We start from the raw sequence: 18,302 nt of genomic DNA on the forward strand, positions 1-18,302 counted from the left end.
ATTGCTCAGAGCGGATCGCCGGGCAGGAAACGCCGGATGAACTGGGCCAGGGGCATCGGCCGGCAGCGGGCCTGCCAGTTGTTGCCGCCCGGCAGCCGCCGCCAGCACTGCACCTCTACGCGGGCTGGATCGCAGGCAGCGTCCCCGCCCACGTCGCCAGCGAGCAGCTGCACCTGGTAGCGGTAGTCGGCATCGGCGGCCTGCTCGGGGGCCGCCAACGCTTCGGCGCCCGGCTGGGTGCTGAGGAACGCGGCCAGGAAGGCGGCCATCTGCTGCTGCTGCCGCAGCGCCATGGCGAAGCGCCAGGCGGCGCCGGTGGGGTAGCCGTCGTGGTGAAGGTAGAGGTGGCGCACCGGCGCGCCGGGAAAGCCTGTGAATGAATAGACGGCGCGGGTGGCCACGGGGGCGGAGCGGCTGCCTCGACCAGTGCCCCCGGTGTCTCAGGGATTGTTCATGAAGAAGGGGCTGGCTGCATCTGGCCACAGCGGCGCCGGGCGCCATGGCGCCTCGCTGGATCACGGCCGAAGATGATGCCCGATCCAAGCGAGGGCTTCCCGCATGACCTCCACCATCACCGAGCCGGAAGACAGCCGTCTTGTGCTGTTGCGCCAGGAGTTCGAGCGGGACGCCAGCTTCAATCTGGTGTTCGTGGTGCTGACGGTGGGCGCCACCTTGATCGCCACCCTGGGCCTGCTGGCCAACAGCCCCGGTGTGGTGATCGGCGCGATGGTGGTGGCCCCCTGGATCATGCCGCTGCAGGCGATGGCGTTCGAGATCCTGCGGGGGCGCCTGCCGATGTTTCTGCGCGCGCTGCGCACCCTGCTGCTGGGCGTGGTGATCTGCGTGGTGCTGGCGATGCTGGTGGGCCGTCTGGTGGCCTTCCCCAGCTTCGGCAGCGAGGTGATGAACCGCACCAGCCCCAACCTGCTGGATCTGGGCGTGGCCCTGGTGGCCGGGGCGGTGGCGATGTTCGCCAAGCTCCGCAAGGACGCGATCTCGGCCCTGGCCGGCCTGGCGATCGCCGTGGCCCTGGTGCCGCCGATGTGTGTGGTGGGCATTCTGCTGGCCTCCTCGTTCTGGGCCCAGGCCTACGGGGCGCTGCTGCTGTTCGCCACCAACCTGCTGGGCATCATGTTGGGGGCGATGGCGGCGCTCGGCGCGCTGGAGCGGGTGTACCGCAGCCGCCTCTTTCACAGCAGGCTGGGCCTCACCAGCGTGGCGCTCACGGCGCTGCTGGTGATTCCGCTGGGCAGCAGCTTCTTTCGCCTGCTCAACCAGTCGCGGCAGGAGACGAAGGCCAAGGAAGTGGAGCAGGTGATCGAGCAGCAACTGCGCAGCAGCACGATCACCCTCGGCGGTGATCCGGCCATCGACCTGGTGGGCCTCTCGATCAACTGGCAGAAGAATCCGCCGCTGATCCGCGCCCGGGTGCGGGTCACGGATCCCTCCCTGCCCACCTCCGCGCAGGTGGCGGGCGTGCAGGCCTTCATCAACAAGAACCAGGCGCCGTTGCGCTTCCGCTTGGTGGTGCAACGCACCGCCGTCGATCTGATCGGCCCGGAGACTGCTCCCAACCCGCCGCACCTGGAAGTGCTGCCACCGTCTGCGCTGCCTTCAGCCGACTCCAAGGGGGAGTGAGGGTGTGACGGACACCGCCGCCGCTCAGGCGGAGCTCGATGGGGTGCGCGATCCGAAGCTGCGGCGGCTGTGGGCGTTCCTGCGGGTGTGCCTGGTGCTGGCGGGCATCGGCGGCACCAAGCTGCTGGTGCGCCGGCTGGGCTGGGAGGTGCTGGCCCCCAATCCGCTGTTTCCGGCGCTGGTGGCCTCCGAGGTGGTGTTGCTGGGCTTCCTGCTGAACGGGGTGCTGCTGGATTACAAGGAAGGCGAGACGATGCCGGCGGAACTGGCCGCTGCGATGGAATGCGTCGCCAGTGAAGTGCGCGCTGTGCAGGTGCTGCACCCCGAGGCCGAGATCCGCCCGGCCTTGGCGGCGCTGACGGCCTTCAGTGAGGCTCTGCTGGGCTGGATGCGGGAAGGCGGCGGTGTGGCCGTGTTGCTGGATCAGCTCGATGCTCTGCAGCAGCTGATCGAGCAGTTGCGCGCCTGGAACCCGGCTCCGTTGCAGGCCCGCCTGCTGCTCGAACTGGCCACGATCCGCCGCCATGTGTATCGCATCGAAGTGATCCGAGAAACCACCTTCGTGCCGTCGGTGTATGGCATGGCCTATCTGGGCACAGGCCTGCTCACCGTGGGGCTGGTGCTCACCGACATCGAACCGTTCAGTGAATCGATGTTCTTCATCGGCGTGATCTCTTTCCTGCTGATCAAGCTGCTCTACCTGATCACCGATCTCGATAATCCCTTCGCCGCTGGCGACAAGCTGTCTGTGGAGAATGTATCGCTGATGCCGCTGGCGTTGGCGTTGCGGCGGTTGCGGGGTGGGAAGGGGGTTGGGTGAGGGTAAGGATGTGGATTGAGGGCGAAGCCGTTGTGGCCACCGATGGGTTGGAGGTCACCGCCAGAGAGCGTGTGATGTGAGCGGTCCAAGGGGATAAGTGTCCGTACTTTGGACACATAAAAACCGGCCCTTGCATTCCGCGAGTACCCGTTTTCGCTGCTCTGCAGGATCAAGTTCAGGTGAGGAGGGGATGGGCATGATGCAGGCCCAGCGGGCGCGGACGTTTTGTAGAAGCGGTTGGCCTTGCGGTTGGGGATGATCGTTTTCAGAAACCGGTGCCCTTCGGTTTCGATCATCGGTACCAGGTGGATGTAGCCATAGAGCCGCACCACGAGGATGCGCAGGAACCACCTCATCCAGCCGCGTACTCGTGCGAGCCGCCCGCAGCTAGCCTTACCAGGTAATACCCAGCCCCGGGAGTGCGTTTCGATGGACTCTGCCGATGCCGTCACCAGCTCGATCACCAGCAAGGGGCAGGTGACCATCCCCAAGGCGTTGCGCCAGCAGTTCGGGTTGGCCAGGGGCAGCCGCGTGAGCTTCGCGTTGGTGGGGGATCACATCGAGCTCCGCCCCTGGAAGCCGGAGCAGACCCTGGCGGAGAGCGGGTTCGGATTGCTCAGGTCCAGCCGGCCAGCCGTGCCGGCGGACTTCGACCCCGCCAGCCTGCTGCGCCCGTGATTGGTGTGGACACCAATGTGCTGGCCCGCTACTTCGTGGCGGAGGACGACGCCGATGCAGCCACGGAACGCCAGCGCCGGGCCGCCCTGGATCTGATCGAATCCGGCCAACCGCTGTTCCTGGCCAAGACGGTGGCTCTGGAGCTGGAGCAGTTGCTGCAGGTGTTCGACCACCTGCTGGCCCATCCCGGCCTCACGGCAGAAGACCGGCCAGCCCTGGAGCAGGCCGTGGCCGGTGTGCGCAACGGGCTCGACTTCGCTGATGCCCTCCACCATGCAAGCTGCCGCAGTTGCGCGTCGATGGCGTCGTTTGATGATCGCGGCTTTGTGCGGCGCAGCCGCCAGCTCAATCTGGCGCCACGGGTGTTTGTGCCGGCAGGTCCCTGAGCGGGAATCAGGGCCTTGATGGCTCAACCAACTCGGAGCCTGCCGCCGACGTCCGCTCCTGGTGTTCCTTGAGGGTGACGCTCTTGGCGTCTTTCCATTTCCCCGATCACGATCAGGTTGCGGATCACACCGTCTTGGTGGAGTGTTGACTCAAGGAAGCTGGCGCGACCATCCTGGGTATAGCAACGGATTCTTTTCGAAGCTTCAGCAATGCTTTCGAGATCGAGCAGGTCTTTACTCACAACGGCCTGGCTTCTGCGATCACCTGAATGCCGATCGTTGGATGCAGCTGATCGGGTTCGGCTAGATCAACACGGCAGTTGAGCAGGGATTCAAGCTCCTGCTGAAGTGCGATCACTTCCAGCAGGGAATGGCCTTGTTCAAGATCCACCAACAGATCAAGGTCACTTCCTGGCCGGTCAAGCCCACGAGCTACCGAACCGAACTCGCCTCCCTCAGCCCCGCCGCACCACCACCACGCCGCGGCTGAGGCCGGAGCTGCTGTCGGTGGTGCGGATCGCCTGCCAGAGATCGGCGAGGGGCACCCACACCGACGGGTAGCGGTAGCGGGCCACATCCAGGATCAGTACCCGATCGGTGCTGGCGTTGTAGGCGGCCAGCGGGGAGATGTGGCCGCCGCCGGCCTGGCCGAGGGACGGGCGGAAGTAGTTGACCAGCAGGCGGTCGTCGGCGCGGGCGAGGTTGCTGCGCACCAGCAGGCGGAACTGGGCCAGGCTGAGCCGGTCGCCGTGGATGGCGCGGGCCTGCAGGCCATGGCTGGCCAGCAGCGCCCTTAGCTCCTGCAGGGTCATGCCCTGGCGGGCCACCAGCTCGGGGCTCAGCACCGCCCGGGTGGCGGTGGCCTCGAACACGTTGTCCTGCGTCCAGAAGCGGTAGCTGCCGTAGCCCGCTGCCGCCGGCGCCGGCACCGCCAGGCTGTTGAGCACCATCACCATGCTGGCCACGCCGCAGTAGGCCAGGTTGGCCTGGGTGAGGAACTGCTCCGCCAGGGGACCGTAGTCGGCGCGATCGGCGCTTTGCAGCAGCAGGGTCTGGCCCTGGGGTTCCGGCAGGGGGATCGTGGCTGCCGGGGGTTGCGCCAGGGCCCGAGGCAGCAGCGGTGGCAGGGCCAGCAGCGCCAGGCCCAGAACGGCCGGCAGGGCACGACAGGGGCGGGAAGCGGGCGGGGTCAGGGGATGGATCTGCGGTTTGCGCCAGTGTGGCGACGCAAGCAAGCCTTGGCGGTTTCCGGATCCGGGGCTGTGGCACGAACTCCAGGATTCGATGGGTCCGTCTTCAGCAATGCCGTTGCTGGCGGCTTTCCGCTGGCACCCGATGCGCGCCAAAAGCCTGCAGGATCACGGCCCAGGGGTGAGAACTCCGCCTGTTCAAGGTGGTGATCGAGCCCACAAGCTCATGGTGCCTGCCAGGAGTTGATCCGATCGATCCCGATCCCTTCGAAATCGGCCACATGGCGGGTGGCCAGGCGAGCACTCCGGGCCAGGGTGGTGGCAGCGATCACCGCACTAGCCGTGGTCATCGGCCGGCCCAGGCGTTCCCGCTGCCTGAGTACCTCCGCATGCCAATGCGCGGCTTCGCGATCGAGTGCCCACACCCGTTCGTGGCAAGGGGCTGGCAGCAGTGTGTCCCAGCTTCGCTGCAACGCCTCCCGCCGCCGGCCCTCCGGCAGGCGAGCGATGCCATGCAAAATCTCGGCCTCATTCATCGACGTGAGGCCTGCCGTTCCCGGAGCCAGGCGATCTGCCCAGGCCAGGGCCATCCGCAACCTCAGGCGACGCTGCCACCCCTCGCCGCGCCAGGCTGACGACAATCAGTTGCTGCCGGAGACGGCGCCACGCCGATGTGCTTCTCCAGCAGCGCCAGCTTCGTGGTGGCGGCGGCGCTGTTGCCCGTGGGCGTGGCCTCTGTGCGCTATTGCCAGCAAGCCCAGCGCAGCGATCTGCTGCCCCTGGCGTTCTCGCCGCTGTTCTTCTCGGTGCAACAAACCCTGGAGGGTGTGGTCTGGCTTGGCCTGGCGCCAGGCGGTGCCGCCGCGCTCGTGCATCCCGCCGCGCTCGCCTATCTGTTCTTTGCCTACGCCTTCTGGCTGGCCTGGTTTCCCTGGTGCGCCCTGCGGCTGAACCGGCAGTTGCTGCCCGGTCTGCGTCACCGCCTGCTGCAGACCGCTCTGGTGCTTGGCCTGCTGGTGGGCGCCGGGCTCTGGCTGCCGCTGCTGCTGGATGGCGCTCTGTTCGAGCCGGTGGTGGTGAACGGATCCCTCAGCTACACCACGACCCTGCTGGCAAGCCGCTGGATCAGTCTCGGTGTCGGCAGCACGCTCTACGGCATGGTGATCATCGCTCCCTTGCTACTCAGCCGCTCGGGACGGCTGCGTGGGTTCGCTGGATCTTTGCTAGTGGTGTTTCTGCTGTCGCACCTTTCTTTCAGCTACGCCTTCACCTCGGTGTGGTGCTTGTTCAGCGCGTTGTTGTCGGGTTCGCTCTATTGGATTCTTCGCGATCCGGAGCCTGTGGTGCTGGTGGCCTGACGACGCCCCGCTGTGCTTTGAATCTGTGGTTCGAAGCTGTAGCGCCAAGGGGTGAACCGCCTCTGTGATCCGCCGCCATGAGTGACGCTCCCGTCCCCACCGATCCCGCCCAGCTGCGGCGTCATTACCAGCAGGCCGACCTGCGGCGGGCTGATCTGGCGGACGACCCGGTGGCGCAGTTCCGCCGCTGGTTCGATCAGGCCGTGACCGCCGGGCTGGAGGAGCCCAACGCCATGGTGCTGGGCACCAGCGATGGCGTGCGTCCCAGTGCCCGCACCGTGCTGCTCAAGGCGTTCGACGCGCGCGGCTTTGTGTTCTTCACCCACTACGACAGCCGCAAGGCCACCGAGATCGCCGCTCACCCCCAGGTGAGCCTGCTGTTTCCCTGGTACGGGCTGGAGCGGCAAGTGGCGATCCTGGGCCGGGCCGAGCGGATCAGCACGGCCGAATCGCTCGCCTATTTCCTCTCACGGCCGCTCGGCAGCCGGTTGGGGGCGTGGGTGTCGCAGCAGAGCGCCGTGATCAGCTCGCGCTCGTTGCTGGAAGCGCAATGGGAGGCGATGCAACGCCGCTTCGCTGGTGGGGAGGTGCCGTTGCCGCCGGCCTGGGGCGGCCTGCGGGTGGTGCCGGCCGAATTCGAGTTCTGGCAGGGCCGGCCCAACCGCCTGCACGATCGCTTCCGCTACAGGCGGGCGGGGGAAGCGGGGGAAGGTGGCGCGGCGGAGGCAGGTAGCGGTGGTGAAAGCGGCAGCGCCTGGCTGATCGAGCGGCTGGCGCCCTGAGCCCGCCCCAGCACAAGCACTCACCTTGAGAGATGGTCAGGGGGGCTGCCGATTCAGGCCCCCCGATCGTGGCCATGGTGCAGGTGACGCCGCAGCTGCGGGTTCCGTCTGTTCCGTCGCCCAGGTTCGATGCCCTTTGCGCTCAACTTCGTTCACCCCGTGCTGATGTGGGGGTTGCTGGGTCTGATGCTCTACTCGGGCTATCTGGGCTTCAAGGCCAGCCTGATCCGCAAGGCCAGCCCGGAAGACCGCAAAGCCATGCTGCAGGAGCACTACGGCGCGCGGCACGCCCGGCTCGGCCCGGTGATCCTGGCGGTCACCCTGCTGGGTGCCGTCGGTGGCATGGCCGCCACCTATCTCAAGAACGGCAAGTTGATCCTCGGTCCGCACCTGTTCGTCGGCCTTGGTGTGGCGGCGCTGGTGATCGTCACCGCCTCGCTCGGCCCCTCCCTGCAGAAAGGCAAGGACTGGGCCCGCACCCTGCACGTGACCACCAACGGCCTCGTGCTCACCCTGTTCGGCTGGCAGGCCATCAGCGGCATCGCCATCGTGCAGAAGCTGCTCAGCTCCGCCTCTTCGGTCACGCCCGCGCTTGTCCCTGCCATGAGCTGATGGCACGGCGCGGGCCGTAGGCGTCCGCCCCTGCTTACCTTGGCCCAATGCGTCTGCTGCACACCTCCGACTGGCATCTGGGCCGCAGCTTTCACGGGGTCTCGCTGTTGGAGGAGCAGGCGGCGGCGATCTCGCGGATCGTGTCGCTCGCTCTGGAGCACCAGGTGGATGCGGTGCTCATCGCTGGCGATCTCTACGACCGTGCCATTCCTCCTGCCGAGGCGGTGGCCCTGTTCAACGACGCCCTCGCCCGGCTGAGCGCCGGTGGCACGGCCGTGGTGGCCATCGCCGGCAACCACGATTCCCATGTGCGGGTGTCGGTGTACGACCCCTTGCTCTCCGCCTTCAACATCACGGTGCGGGGCGACGTGGGCCGGGCCCAGGAGCCGGTGCTGGTGACGCCCAGGGCCGGCGGCACGCCCGTGGCTATCTATCCCCTGCCGTACCTGGAGCCGGCGGTGGTTGGGCCGGCCCTGGCTGGCGAACCGGTGCGCCTGCGCCACGAGGAGGTGACCCGGCTGGCCATCGAGCGGATCCACGCCGATCGGCGCGAACGGCCGCCCCAGCGTTCGGTGCTGGTGGCCCACACCTTCGTGGCGGGCGGCGAAACCTCGGAGTCGGAGCGGGAGCTCACCATCGGCAACGTCGACCGGGTGAGCGTGGCGGCCTTCGAGGGCTTCGATTACGTGGCCCTGGGCCACCTGCACGCCTCCCAGCAGCTGGACGGCCCCCGGGTCGCCTATTCGGGCACTCCGCTGGCCTATTCCTTTTCCGAGGAGCACCACGTCAAGTCGGTGCGGATCGTGGAGCTGGCCGCCGACGGGACGCCCAGCGTGGAAGTGGTGCCCCTGGAGGTGGGCCGGCCCCTGTGCACCCTGCGGGGGGCCATCGAGGAGCTTTGCTCAGACCCTGCCCACGCCGCCGCCAGCGAGGCGCGGGTGCGGGCGATCCTCACCGACGACTCCCTGCCCCTGCAGGCCATGGCCCGGCTGCGGGCCCGCTTTCCCCACATCGCCGAGCTGCGCCACGAGCCCCCCGAGGTGGCCCGCGCCGGCGAGGCCGAGCGCCACCGCCAGGTGCGCCAGGCCCGCTCGCCGCTGGAGCTGGCCAGCGCCTTCTTCACCGACCAGCAGGGCCAGCCGCCCGGCGAGCCCGAGGCCGAGCTGCTGCGGGCGGCCCTGGCGGCGGCGGAACGGGGAGGGGAGCGGTGAAGCCGCACCGGCTGGCGATCGAGGCCTTCGGGCCCTACGCCGATCCGGTGGCGATCGACTTCGACGCCCTGGCCGCCGAGGGGCTGTTCCTGATCCACGGCACCACCGGCGCCGGCAAGACCTTCCTGCTCGATGCCCTCTGCTTCGCCCTCTACGGCGAGGTGTCGGGCGACCGCAGCGTCAAGGGGCTGCGCTCTGACCACGCCCCCCCCGGCGCCGTACCCCGGGTGAGCCTCGAGTTCTCCTGCGGCGCCGCCCGCTACCGGGTGGAGCGGGTCCCCGCCCACACGGCCCCGAAGGCCCGCGGCCAGGGCACCACCGAAAAGGCGCCCCAGGCGTTCCTGTTCCGGCTGGGCGCCGGCAAACCGGAGCAGGCCGTGGCGGCGAAGACCACCGAGGTGACGCGGGAGGTGGAACACCTGGTGGGGCTCAGCGCCGCCCAGTTCCGCCAGGTGATCCTGCTGCCCCAGGGGCGCTTCGCCGAGGTGCTGCGGGCCAAGGCCGAAGAGCGCGAAGCCCTGCTCAAGACCCTCTTCGACACGGTGATCTACGAGCGGGCCGGCTGGTGGCTCGAAGACCAGGCCCGCACGGCGCGGAACCTGGCGCTGGATCAGGCCCGGGAGCAGGAGGTGCTGCGGCGCCGGGCGGCCGACGCCTGGGACCCCCAGGCGCCCGAGCCGCCGGAGGGGGCGGAAGCGCCTCCGCCCCCCGCCGACCAGGCCGGCCTCGAAGCGCTGGTGGAGCGGATCGGCGGGGTGGTGCAGGGCACCGAGGCCGCCCTGGGGGAGGCCTCCGCCAGCCTGCTGGCGGCCCAGACGACCCTGGCGACCCTGGCGGCGCAGGCGGACCGCTGGGACCGGCGCGCCGCCGCCAGCGCCCAACTGGGCGAGCTGGAGGCCAAACAGGAGACGGTGGCGGAGTTCCGCCAGAAGCTCAGCCAGGCGGAGCGGGCCGAAACATTGCGCCCGAGCCTGGTGGCGGAACAGGGGGCCCGCCGTGCCCTCGCCCTGGTGGAGCGGGGGCTGCAGGAGCAACTGCGCGCCACGATCCAGGCCAGGGCAGGGGCGCGGGCGCTGCCGCCGTCGGTGCAGGAGCTGGATTTGGTGGCCCTGCCGTCCGCCGAAACCCTCGCCGCTGCCGGTGCCGACCTGGCCGCCCGGGGGGCGGAGGTGCGGGAGCTGGCCCGCAAAGCCGAGGAGGCTGCCCAGGCCGGGGGGGCGGCGGCCGCCGCCAGCCAGCGGGCCAGCGAGGCCGAAGCCGGGCGGGCCACCGCCGTCGCCCAGCAGGAGCGGCTGGCGGCGGAGCAGGAGCGGGAGCTGGTGCTGCTCGCCAAGGCCCGCAGCGCCCGCGACCAGCTCGAGGGCCTGCAGCGGGCCGCCCGGGAGGCTGATGGCCGCGCCGTTGCCGCCGAAGCCATCGCCCCGGCCCGGGAGCGGCAGAACGGGGCAGAGGTCGCCAGGAACGGCGCCGATCGCGAGGTCAACGCGGCGGCCGCCGGCCTCAACGAGCTGCGGCGGCGCCAGATCGAGGGCATGGCCGCCCGCCTGGCCGGGGGTCTGGCCGCCGGCGCCCCCTGCCCGGTCTGCGGCTCCGCCGACCATCCGGCGCCGGCCCGGCCCTCGGCCGATGCCGTGGACGACGGGACGATCGCCGCCGCCGAACGGACCCTGGCCGCGGCCACCCAGGCGGCACAGGCGGCCGCAGTGGCCCTGGCCAACGCCCAGGCCGCCCTCGCCGCCGTGCTGGAGAAGGCGGGCGACGGCGTCGATCCGCTCCCCGCCCGCCAGGCCGCCGGCACGGCCGCTGCGGCCCACCAGGCGGCCCAGTCCCTGGCCGAAGGCCTGCCGGCGCTGGAACAGCAGACCACCGATCGGGAGCAGCAACGCCAGCAGCTGGCCAAGGCCATTGAGGCGGCCGCCACGGCCATCGCCCTGGAGCGCCGGGCCGCCGCCGAGGCCAGCCAGCGGCAGCGGACCCTGGCGGAGCAGGTGGCGCGGGAGCTGGGGGAGGGGCTGGAGCCAGGCGCGGTGCTGCGGGCCTTCGGGCCTCTGGAGTCCGCCCTCCAGGCCCTGGTGGCCGGTGTGGGCGCCCACACCCGTGCCACCAGCGAGCTGGAGCAGGCGGCCCGGCGGCTGGGTCAGGAGCTGGCCGCCTCACCCTTCGCCACGGCGGAGGATGCCGCGGTGGCCCTGCAGGAGGAGAGCTGGCGCCTGAAGCTGGTCGAGCGGATCGCGGCCTACGAGGCGGCGGTGATCGAGCAGCGCAACCTCCTGTCCGCCCCCGATCTGGCCGATCTGCCGGAAGCCCGGCCCGACACCGCCGCCGCCGGCGAGGCCGTGGCCCGCCTGGATGGGGCACGCACCCGGGCCGTGGAGTGCCACAGCGAAGCTCGGGCCGCCCAGCGGGAGATCACCCGCCTCACCGCCGAACACCGCACCGGCACCACCGCCCTGGCGGCGAAGCAGGAGCGGGCCGAGCGGCTCAGTGCCGTGGCCAACCGTTGCCAGGGCAAGGCGGCCCCCTACATCTCCCTGCAGCGCTGGGTGCTCTCCGCCTACCTCGCCGACATCTGCGGCTACGCCAACCAGCGGCTCACCTTGATGACCTCCGGCCGCTACCAGTTGCGGCTCACCGATGAGGGCGGCCACGGCGGCCGCAACGCCGGGCTGGGCCTGCGGGTGCTGGATGCGTACACCGGCGAGGAGCGGGAGGTGAGCAGCCTCTCGGGCGGCGAAACCTTCCAGGCCTCCCTGGCCCTGGCCCTGGGCGTGGCCGACACGGTGCAGGCCCACGCCGGCGGGGTGCCTCTGGAGGCCCTGTTCATCGATGAAGGTTTCGGCAGCCTCGATCCCGACAACCTCCAGCTGGCGATGGACGAGCTCGACCGCTTGCGCGAGGGCGGCCGCATGATCGGCCTGATCAGCCACGTGAGCGCCCTGCGCGAGCGCATCCGCGGCGGCATCGAGGTGATCGCCGGCGACCGCGGCTCCACGCTGCGGCTGAGCAGCAGCTTCTAGAGCAGCCCTCGGTGGCGCACGAACAGCTGCACCATCGCCCAGGAGCCCAGTGTCACCTTGATCGCCACCAGCACATTGAGCAGCGGGATCCAGCTGCCACCCGCCAGGCTGCCGAATTCCCCGGGCGGTGGCGGCAGGCCACCGAGGGTGAGGGCGGCCAGCAGCACGAAGGCGATCACCGCCCCCTTCTCCCACAGGTCGGCGCGGTAGCGCCGGTACAGACGATCGGACAGTTCCGCCGAGCCGCTGATCAGGGCCAGCCCGATCGCCGTGCCGCCGGCCACCCCCGCCGCAAAGCCGCCTCCGGGCGAGAGGTGGCCGCGCAGGGCCAGCTCCACACCGATCAGGGCGGCGATCGTGCCGCCCAGCTGGCAGAGCACCACTGAAGGAGCATCAGCAAGGGCGCGCACGCTTGGTTTGGCCGTTTCGCCGGCAAAGAGAAAGCGCACGCCGATCGATGCCAGCGTGAACACCACCACCTCGGTGACCGTGTCGTAGAGGCGGGTGTAGAGGATCACCCCCGACACCAGATTCGGCACGTTCGTCTGCTCGACGAGGGTGTTGATCAGCGGCACCAGATCGGCGGCCGGCGGCAGGGCCGAAGCCAGGGGGGAGAGGCAGAGGGCCGTGGCGGCCACCAGGTAGAGCCAGGTCATAGGGCGTCCGCCAGGTCGAGCGCGCCGCCGCTCTCGCGCCAGGCGCGATAGCCCTCCAGGGCCTGCAGGCGCTTCAGCAGCCGCGGGTTCGCCAGCACCAGCCGCTGGTCGGCTTCGAGGCGGCCGTGACAGCCATCGGCGGCAGCGAGGGCCGCCTCCGCCGGCGGCACCAGTCGCAGCCGCAGGCCGGCGGGCTCCAGCCAGGCCCGCAACAGCTGCTGGCACTGGGGCGACGGCGGCGCGCGATCGGGAAACGAGAGCCGCAGCGCCATCGAGGAACGCAGCGCCACGGCATAGAGGGTGGTGGAGAGCAGGGTGCCCACCAGCGCCTCGGTGATCGCCACGTCCGGCGCCCCCAGCAGGGCATAGAGCAAGGTGGCCACCGAACCGAGAATGCCGCGCAGCACCAGGGTCTGGTAGGGGTTGGACTGGCTCACCAGCAGCACGGCGGTGAGCGACAGCAGGGCGGTGATCGGCAGGATCAGATCGAGCTGCCCCGCCAGATCGAACAGCGCGGTCATGGGGTGGGCTCCTCCTCCGTGGGGCGGCTGGGATGGGACGGCAGCGAGCAGGCGGCCAGCACGTAGCCGAAAATCGTGTTCCACACGATCAGGCCCACCAGCGCCAGGGTGAGCAGCGGCCATTGCCCGGGGATACGCAGCAGCAGGCCCAGCAGCATCAGCGAGGATCCGAGCGTGTCGGCCACCGAAAGGGCGTGGAGTTTGCGCAGGTAGCTGTGCGTGCCCAGCAGCGGCCAGGTGCCCCAGAACCAGAGCACCAGGCCCGCGCCCAGCAGCAGCAGGCTGGCGTGATCCGCGAAGGAGTCCGGTCTCATCGCTCCACCTCCCGCAGCAGGTTGGCCAGCAGCAGCAGGCCGGCGTTGCCGGCGCTGAGCACGATCGCCCCCACCAGCCCCAGCATCCGGTCGTCGCGCAGCACCGACACCACCAGGATGATCAGCGCCACCTTCGACGAGACGCTGGAGAAGGCCGCCAGCCGGTCCCACACATCGGAGGGACGGCAGGCCACGGCGATCGGGATCAGCAGGGCCACCACCATGCCCCACAGCAACACAGTCATCGGTCGGAGGCCTCCGCTCTGGCGGCAGGAAGAAGGGAGTGGATGCGGTAGCGCTGGCCGCCGTCTTCAAGGCCGAGCACGATCGTGAACGGGGTGAGCGTGATGCGGAACACATCGAGGAACACCAGCAGCGGCAGGGCTCGATCGGTGGCCGGTTCGCTGGTTTCGCGTTCCACCACCCCCGGCGCCAGCATCAGCCGGAACGCCTCGGCGTAGGCCTGTGGAATCGCCAGCAGCGCGCGCAGCGTTGCCTTCAGCAACAGCCGCAGCGGCAGGGGCCGCGAGCGGGTGCGCGGCAGCAGCAGTGCCACAACCACCCCGATCAGAAGGTTGAGCCGGCTGAAATCACTGGTGAGCAGGCACCACACCGCCAGCCGAAAGGCGGTGCTCAGCAGCAGTGGCAGGAGACGTCTCATCGGTTCAGGATCACGAGCAGGCCCGCGCCCACCACGCCGATACCGCCGAGCAGGTCGGAGAGGCCCTCCAGCTCGGGCAGCCGCAGCCGCAGCCGCAGCCGCAGGCCGTCCCCTTCCAGCAGCTGGTGGAGGCCCCAGCCGCCGAGCAGCACCAGGGCGCTCTTGGCGATGGCGCTGACGGGCTTGTCGGTCCAGGTCAGGGTCGCAGCGCCGATCACCACCAGCGCCAGCACCAGCAGGATCACCCCCAGAGACCAGGCGGGTTCAGGGGTGTCCCCGCTGGCACTGCTGCCGTTTGCCGGCCTGCGGATCAGCGGGGCGCCCCAGAAGCGGGCGTAGGCCGCCGCCGTGCCCATGCTCAGCAGCGTCACGGCCACCTCGAGCGGCAGGGAGAGCGCACCGGACAGGCCCGCCTTGGCGGTGAAGCCGGCCAGGGGCGGCAGGCCCACGATCGAGAGCGAGCCGATGCACAGCGGCCACCACACCCCGGCAGGCAGGGGCCGTTCCCGCCAGCCCTGCAGGGCGCGGTCGGGGAAGCGGCGCGCCACCAGGAACATCGCCGCCTTGGCGGTGCCGTGGCTGAGGGCATAGAAGCCGCCGGCCACCGGCGAGAGCGCCACCAGCCCCATCTGCGACAGGGTGCTCCAGGCCAGCAGGCGCTTGGCATCGGCGTCGGCGAGGGCGAACATCAGGCCCAGCACGGCACTGGCCAGACCGACGCCCGTGATCACCGGGCCCAGGGCCGGCACGCCGTAGCTGAGGCGCAGCAACGGGGCGATGCCGGCGGTGACCACCACACCCGAGAGCAAGGCCGATACCTCCGCCGGCGCCTCGGCATGGGTGACGGGCAGCCACAGGCCCGAGAGGAACAGGCCGGACTTCATCAGCAGGCCCACCAGTATCAGGGCCAGGGCGGCGATGCTGCTGGTGCTCGCCACAGCCTCGAAGCGGAAGCTGCCGCGCTCCAGATACACCAGGGCAGCCCCGATCAGGAACAGCGTCATCACGGTGTTGCCGATCAGCAGGTAGCGCAGGGCCACCCACAGCGAGCGGTCGGAACGGCTGATCAGGATCAGCAGGAAGGCGCTGATCCCCACCACTTCAAGCGTCACGTAGAGGCTGATCAGGTCCGTCACCACAAAGGCGGTGCACAGGCCGCCGTGCAGCACCATCAGCAGTAACAGGAAGGGGCCCGGCAGGGGCCGCCGCCAGCTGTCGATCACCACCGCGCTGCACACCATGGCGTTGAGCAGCAGGAACGGCACGGCGACGGCATCGGTGTTCAGGGCCACGCCGTAGGCGCCGAGCAGTTCGATGCTGCCGGGTAGGCCGCCGAGCTGAATCGCCACGGCTATCGCGGTGGTGGCCAGGCTGCAGAGCAGGGCCAGCCAACGGGCCAGCGGTGGCAGCACGGCCGCCAGGAAGGCGGCCAGGAACGGCAGCAGCAACCAGGCGATCACCATTGCCTTGGTGGTAAGCAGCGGCGTCAAGGTGAGCGTCAGCCCCTGGATGAAGGTGAGCATCACCGCTGGCCACCGGTGTCGAAGCTGGCCAGATCCAGGCTGGGATCAATGCGCGAGAGGCGGGTGATCACCACCAGCAGCAACGCTTGAATCGAAAGGCCGATCACGATCGCGGTGAGAATCACTGCCTGGGGGATGGGGTCGGCCCAGGGCGTTCCCGGATCAATGGCTGCGGTGCGGCTGGCCGGCAGGATCGGGCTGCGCAGGCCGGAGCGGGCCCCCACCAGCACGAACAGGGCCACCACTGCGGAGCCCATCACGTCCATCGACAGGATCTTGAGAAACAGGTTGCGGCGCAGCATCAAGCCCGCAAAACCTGCAAGCACCGCCCCCAGGATGAGCAGCTCAAGCAGACGAAAGGGAGCCATGGAGTCAGGGTCTTCCGGCGGTCTGCCGGGACTGAGTGGGCAGACGGTAGCCGTCGCTGCCGTGAGCTGTCGGAACGCCCTGCGCAGGCCAGAGCAGGCGCCCTCGGCCTTGACCATTCCTCGCGATCTTTGCTGTGCAGAGACTCCCCGGCTCCTGTAACCGGACGGTTGCGGCCTGACCGCCATCCTCTAGTATCACGATGTCGTTATAGCGTTGAACAATGCCACTGGTGTTGACGCTCCCCGCCCCCTCCCCTGCTGCGCCTCCCCTGCCGCCAGCCCCGAAGCACTGCCGGCCGCCCGGCAGCGTGTTCGCTGGCAGCGGCGCGGCCGCAACCGGCCCTGGCCGCGGCTCTGGTCAGAGCGCAGCCGGTTGCTGGAACGGCAGCACAGCCGCATCGAGGCGCTGCTGGAGCAGCTGATCGACGGCGAGGCCTCTACTGCCTGCTGCCGTCAGCTGGTGCGGGCACTGGGTCTGCATCTGCGGCTGGAGGAGCGCTGGCTCGCCGAAGTGGGCTGCCTCTGCCCCGGCCATCGCTACAGCCACCGCGAGGCCGCCGAGCTCGCAGGCTGCACCCCCGCCGGCAGCGCCGAGCGGCTCGGCTGGCTGCTCGATCTGCAGGAGTGGTTCCACCTGCATCGCCATGGCGCCGATGCCGTCGCCTATGCCCGCGCCGCCGCCGCCCCTGTCCCCCTCTCGAGCGCCTCCCGATGACCGCCACCATCCGCCAGCCCGCCGCCGCTGCCACCCCGGCCGCCCCCCCTGCGCGAAGACCTGCTGACGCCCCGCTTTTACACCACGGAGATCGACAAGGCGGCCCGCACCGACCTGGAGCAGCAGCGGCCTGCCTTCGAGGCGATGCTCGCCGAGATGGAGGCCGATCACAACCGCGACCACTTCGACCGCAAGGCCCCGCTCGACCGTCTGCGCGCTCTCAGCCCGGAAGCCAAGACCGCTTACGAGAGCTATCTGGTGCGGTCGTGCGTGTCGGAGTTCTCCGGTTTCCTGCTGTTCAAGGAGCTCTCCCGCCGCCTGTTCCAGGCCGAACGCCAGGAGCTGGGCCGCCTGTTCCAGCTGATGGCCCGCGATGAAGCCCGCCATGCCGGCTTCCTCAACCGGGCGCTGGTGGCGGAAGGGATCGAGCTCGATCTGCCCAAGCTGAGCACCAAGCGGCCGATCACCTGGTTCCCGCTCAGCTGGGTGCTCTATTCCGTGTTTCTGTCCGAAAAGATCGGCTATTGGCGTTACATCCTGATCGACCGCCATCTCAAGGCCAACCCCGACAACGCCTTTGCGCCGCTGTTCGATTTCTTCGAGCCCTGGTGCCAGGACGAGAACCGCCACGGCGACATCTTCAACCTGCTGATCCGCTGCTGGCCCGGTCTGAAGCAGGGGCTGCGCGGCAAGTTGCTCAGCCGTTTCTTCCTCTGGTCGGTGTTTCTCACCCACAGCCTCACCGTGTGTGAGCGGGGCGATTTCTACCGCCTGCTGGGCATGGATCCCCGCCGCTTCGATGCCGAGGTGATGCGCCAGACCAACCGCACCGCCCGCCGCGCCTTCCCCTGGGTGTTCGACCTCGAGCAGAGCCGTTACCTGGAGCTGCGCGACCGCCTGGTCACCTGCTTCCAGCAGATGCAGGCGCTCAAGACGGAGCCGGGCGCACTGCTGCGCAGGCTGGGCCTGAAGCTGCGCTTTGCCGGGCTGCTGCTGCGGCAGTTCTGCCAGCCGATGGTGCCGGCGGAGGGGGCATGACCCACACACCCGCCGGCTTCGAGATCCCGCGCGTGTTCATCGGCTACGACCCGCGGGAACGGGTGGCGGTGAACGTGCTCGCCGATTCCTTTCAGGCCCGCTCCAGCCTGCCGCTGCTGATCGGTCAGGTGCGGCTCGATCAGCTGGCGGGGGTGTACCAGCGGGAACGCGATCCGCGCCAGAGCACGGATTTCTCCTTCAGCCGTTTCCTGGTGCCCTGGCTGGCGGGCTACCGGGGCTGGGCCCTGTTCATCGATGCCGACATGCTCTGCTTGGCGGACCTCGCCGAGCTCTGGGCCCTGCGCGACGAGCGCTATGCGGTGCAGTTGGTGAAGCACCAGCACGTGTGTGAGCAGGGGCTGAAGTTCCAGGGCATGCCCCAGACGCCCTACGGCCGCAAGAACTGGTCGTCGGTGATGCTCTTCAACTGCGCGCGTTGCATGGCGCTCACGCCGGAGCTGGTGAACAGCGCCTCGGGCCTGGAGCTGCATCAGTTCCACTGGCTGGCCGACGAGCAGATCGGCGCGCTGCGGCCTGAATGGAACGTGCTGGTGGGGGTGCAGCCCCTGCCGGCGGCCCCAAAGATCCTGCACTACACGCTGGGCGGCCCCTGGTTCGACGACTGCCTGACCATGCCCGCCTCAGACCGCTGGCTGGCGGCCCGCGCCGCCATGAACGAACCGCTGCCGGTGGAGCCGGCGGCTGTTGTTGTGCCGGAGCCTGTCGGTGGCCGTTCCCCAGAGCCGGCGGCTGTTGGTGCCCCCGAGGCGCAGCCTGTTGGCCATCACCCCCTTCCCGTTTCCATCACCTGAGG

The 18,302-nt window shown here is 69.7% G+C and carries 23 protein-coding genes; 12 read left to right on the top strand and 11 right to left on the bottom strand.

The features are described from left to right. Window positions 1-5: 5 nt before the first annotated feature. On the bottom strand, window positions 6-401 hold the full coding sequence (locus ACXMDP_RS08375) for a hypothetical protein (RefSeq protein WP_259729480.1): 396 nt from the start codon (window positions 399-401) through the stop codon (window positions 6-8). 157 nt (window positions 402-558) lie between these two features. On the opposite strand from ACXMDP_RS08375, the gene ACXMDP_RS08380 reads away from it, so the two are divergent. The 4 genes from ACXMDP_RS08380 to ACXMDP_RS08395 all read left to right on the top strand — a co-directional run bounded on the left by ACXMDP_RS08380 (window position 559) and on the right by ACXMDP_RS08395 (window position 3,522). After that, a complete protein-coding gene (locus ACXMDP_RS08380) occupies window positions 559-1,638 on the top strand; it encodes a DUF389 domain-containing protein (protein ID WP_259729479.1) in 1,080 nt (359 codons plus the stop codon). Between the two features lie 4 nt (window positions 1,639-1,642). Further along, complete coding sequence (locus ACXMDP_RS08385) at window positions 1,643-2,458, top strand: hypothetical protein (protein ID WP_259729478.1); 816 nt, start codon at window positions 1,643-1,645, stop codon at window positions 2,456-2,458. Between the two features lie 429 nt (window positions 2,459-2,887). Then, entirely contained in the window at window positions 2,888-3,136 is a 249-nt protein-coding gene (locus ACXMDP_RS08390) for an AbrB/MazE/SpoVT family DNA-binding domain-containing protein (protein ID WP_158217421.1), read from the top strand. A 5-nt stretch (window positions 3,137-3,141) separates the two neighbouring features. After that, the gene (locus tag ACXMDP_RS08395; RefSeq protein WP_259729477.1) at window positions 3,142-3,522 is read left to right on the top strand and encodes a PIN domain-containing protein; all 381 of its coding nucleotides are present in this window, start codon (window positions 3,142-3,144) and stop codon (window positions 3,520-3,522) included. 238 nt (window positions 3,523-3,760) lie between these two features. On the opposite strand, the gene ACXMDP_RS08400 is transcribed toward ACXMDP_RS08395, so the two are convergent. The 3 genes from ACXMDP_RS08400 to ACXMDP_RS08410 form a co-directional block, all read right to left on the bottom strand. Then, window positions 3,761-3,913, bottom strand: a complete 153-nt coding sequence (locus ACXMDP_RS08400) for a hypothetical protein (protein WP_457766716.1) — start codon at window positions 3,911-3,913, stop codon at window positions 3,761-3,763. Window positions 3,914-3,977: 64 nt separating this feature from the next. After that, complete coding sequence (locus tag ACXMDP_RS08405; RefSeq protein WP_259729476.1) at window positions 3,978-4,757, bottom strand: phytochelatin synthase family protein; 780 nt, start codon at window positions 4,755-4,757, stop codon at window positions 3,978-3,980. Between the two features lie 179 nt (window positions 4,758-4,936). Beyond that, on the bottom strand, window positions 4,937-5,353 hold the full coding sequence (locus ACXMDP_RS08410) for a type II toxin-antitoxin system VapC family toxin (RefSeq protein WP_457766717.1): 417 nt from the start codon (window positions 5,351-5,353) through the stop codon (window positions 4,937-4,939). 30 nt (window positions 5,354-5,383) lie between these two features. Here ACXMDP_RS08410 and ACXMDP_RS08415 point away from each other — a divergent pair, with 30 nt between their 5' ends. From ACXMDP_RS08415 to ACXMDP_RS08435, 5 genes are all read left to right on the top strand, one after another. Continuing rightward, entirely contained in the window at window positions 5,384-6,070 is a 687-nt protein-coding gene (locus tag ACXMDP_RS08415; protein ID WP_259729474.1) for a DUF6629 family protein, read from the top strand. Window positions 6,071-6,147: 77 nt separating this feature from the next. Further along, on the top strand, window positions 6,148-6,852 hold the full coding sequence (pdxH, locus tag ACXMDP_RS08420; RefSeq protein ID WP_259729473.1) for a pyridoxamine 5'-phosphate oxidase: 705 nt from the start codon (window positions 6,148-6,150) through the stop codon (window positions 6,850-6,852). 129 nt (window positions 6,853-6,981) lie between these two features. Next, entirely contained in the window at window positions 6,982-7,464 is a 483-nt protein-coding gene (locus ACXMDP_RS08425; protein ID WP_259729472.1) for a DUF4079 domain-containing protein, read from the top strand. A 47-nt stretch (window positions 7,465-7,511) separates the two neighbouring features. Then, window positions 7,512-8,675 carry an exonuclease SbcCD subunit D gene (locus ACXMDP_RS08430; RefSeq protein ID WP_259729471.1) on the top strand — a complete coding sequence of 388 codons (1,164 nt, stop codon included), beginning with the start codon at window positions 7,512-7,514 and terminating at the stop codon, window positions 8,673-8,675. Beyond that, entirely contained in the window at window positions 8,672-11,692 is a 3,021-nt protein-coding gene (locus tag ACXMDP_RS08435; protein ID WP_259729470.1) for an AAA family ATPase, read from the top strand. Before ACXMDP_RS08430 ends, ACXMDP_RS08435 begins: the two co-directional genes overlap by 4 nt. Here the strand turns inward: ACXMDP_RS08435 and ACXMDP_RS08440 are convergent. The 7 genes from ACXMDP_RS08440 to ACXMDP_RS08470 are packed head-to-tail and all read right to left on the bottom strand — an operon-like array spanning window position 11,689 to window position 15,735. Continuing rightward, window positions 11,689-12,348, bottom strand: coding sequence for a Na(+)/H(+) antiporter subunit B (locus ACXMDP_RS08440; protein ID WP_259729469.1), 660 nt, complete (start codon window positions 12,346-12,348; stop codon window positions 11,689-11,691). The genes ACXMDP_RS08435 and ACXMDP_RS08440 overlap by 4 nt on opposite strands. Continuing rightward, on the bottom strand, window positions 12,345-12,869 hold the full coding sequence (locus ACXMDP_RS08445; RefSeq protein WP_457766718.1) for a hydrogenase subunit MbhD domain-containing protein: 525 nt from the start codon (window positions 12,867-12,869) through the stop codon (window positions 12,345-12,347). The genes ACXMDP_RS08440 and ACXMDP_RS08445 overlap by 4 nt, the downstream gene beginning before the upstream one ends. Next, the gene (locus ACXMDP_RS08450) at window positions 12,866-13,183 is read right to left on the bottom strand and encodes a monovalent cation/H(+) antiporter subunit G (RefSeq protein ID WP_259729467.1); all 318 of its coding nucleotides are present in this window, start codon (window positions 13,181-13,183) and stop codon (window positions 12,866-12,868) included. The genes ACXMDP_RS08445 and ACXMDP_RS08450 overlap by 4 nt, the downstream gene beginning before the upstream one ends. Next, window positions 13,180-13,428 carry a hypothetical protein gene (locus tag ACXMDP_RS08455; protein WP_259729466.1) on the bottom strand — a complete coding sequence of 83 codons (249 nt, stop codon included), beginning with the start codon at window positions 13,426-13,428 and terminating at the stop codon, window positions 13,180-13,182. The genes ACXMDP_RS08450 and ACXMDP_RS08455 overlap by 4 nt, the downstream gene beginning before the upstream one ends. Continuing rightward, entirely contained in the window at window positions 13,425-13,844 is a 420-nt protein-coding gene (locus ACXMDP_RS08460) for a Na+/H+ antiporter subunit E (RefSeq protein ID WP_259729465.1), read from the bottom strand. Before ACXMDP_RS08460 ends, ACXMDP_RS08455 begins: the two co-directional genes overlap by 4 nt. Beyond that, window positions 13,841-15,367, bottom strand: a complete 1,527-nt coding sequence (locus ACXMDP_RS08465) for a proton-conducting transporter transmembrane domain-containing protein (RefSeq protein WP_259729464.1) — start codon at window positions 15,365-15,367, stop codon at window positions 13,841-13,843. Before ACXMDP_RS08465 ends, ACXMDP_RS08460 begins: the two co-directional genes overlap by 4 nt. Beyond that, window positions 15,367-15,735, bottom strand: coding sequence for a cation:proton antiporter subunit C (locus ACXMDP_RS08470; RefSeq protein ID WP_259729463.1), 369 nt, complete (start codon window positions 15,733-15,735; stop codon window positions 15,367-15,369). The genes ACXMDP_RS08465 and ACXMDP_RS08470 overlap by 1 nt, the downstream gene beginning before the upstream one ends. 214 nt (window positions 15,736-15,949) lie before the next feature. Here ACXMDP_RS08470 and ACXMDP_RS08475 point away from each other — a divergent pair, with 214 nt between their 5' ends. From ACXMDP_RS08475 to ACXMDP_RS08485, 3 genes are read left to right on the top strand one after another with little or no spacing between them, the layout of a single operon-like run. Further along, complete coding sequence (locus ACXMDP_RS08475; RefSeq protein ID WP_457766719.1) at window positions 15,950-16,450, top strand: hypothetical protein; 501 nt, start codon at window positions 15,950-15,952, stop codon at window positions 16,448-16,450. 27 nt (window positions 16,451-16,477) lie between these two features. After that, window positions 16,478-17,488, top strand: a complete 1,011-nt coding sequence (gene acsF, locus ACXMDP_RS08480) for a magnesium-protoporphyrin IX monomethyl ester (oxidative) cyclase (protein ID WP_457767216.1) — start codon at window positions 16,478-16,480, stop codon at window positions 17,486-17,488. Further along, window positions 17,485-18,300 (top strand): hypothetical protein, encoded by an 816-nt coding sequence (locus ACXMDP_RS08485; RefSeq protein ID WP_311134123.1) that lies wholly within the window; start codon window positions 17,485-17,487, stop codon window positions 18,298-18,300. Before acsF ends, ACXMDP_RS08485 begins: the two co-directional genes overlap by 4 nt. Window positions 18,301-18,302: the final 2 nt, after the last annotated feature.

This window comes from Cyanobium sp. ULC065 (assembly GCF_977927515.1).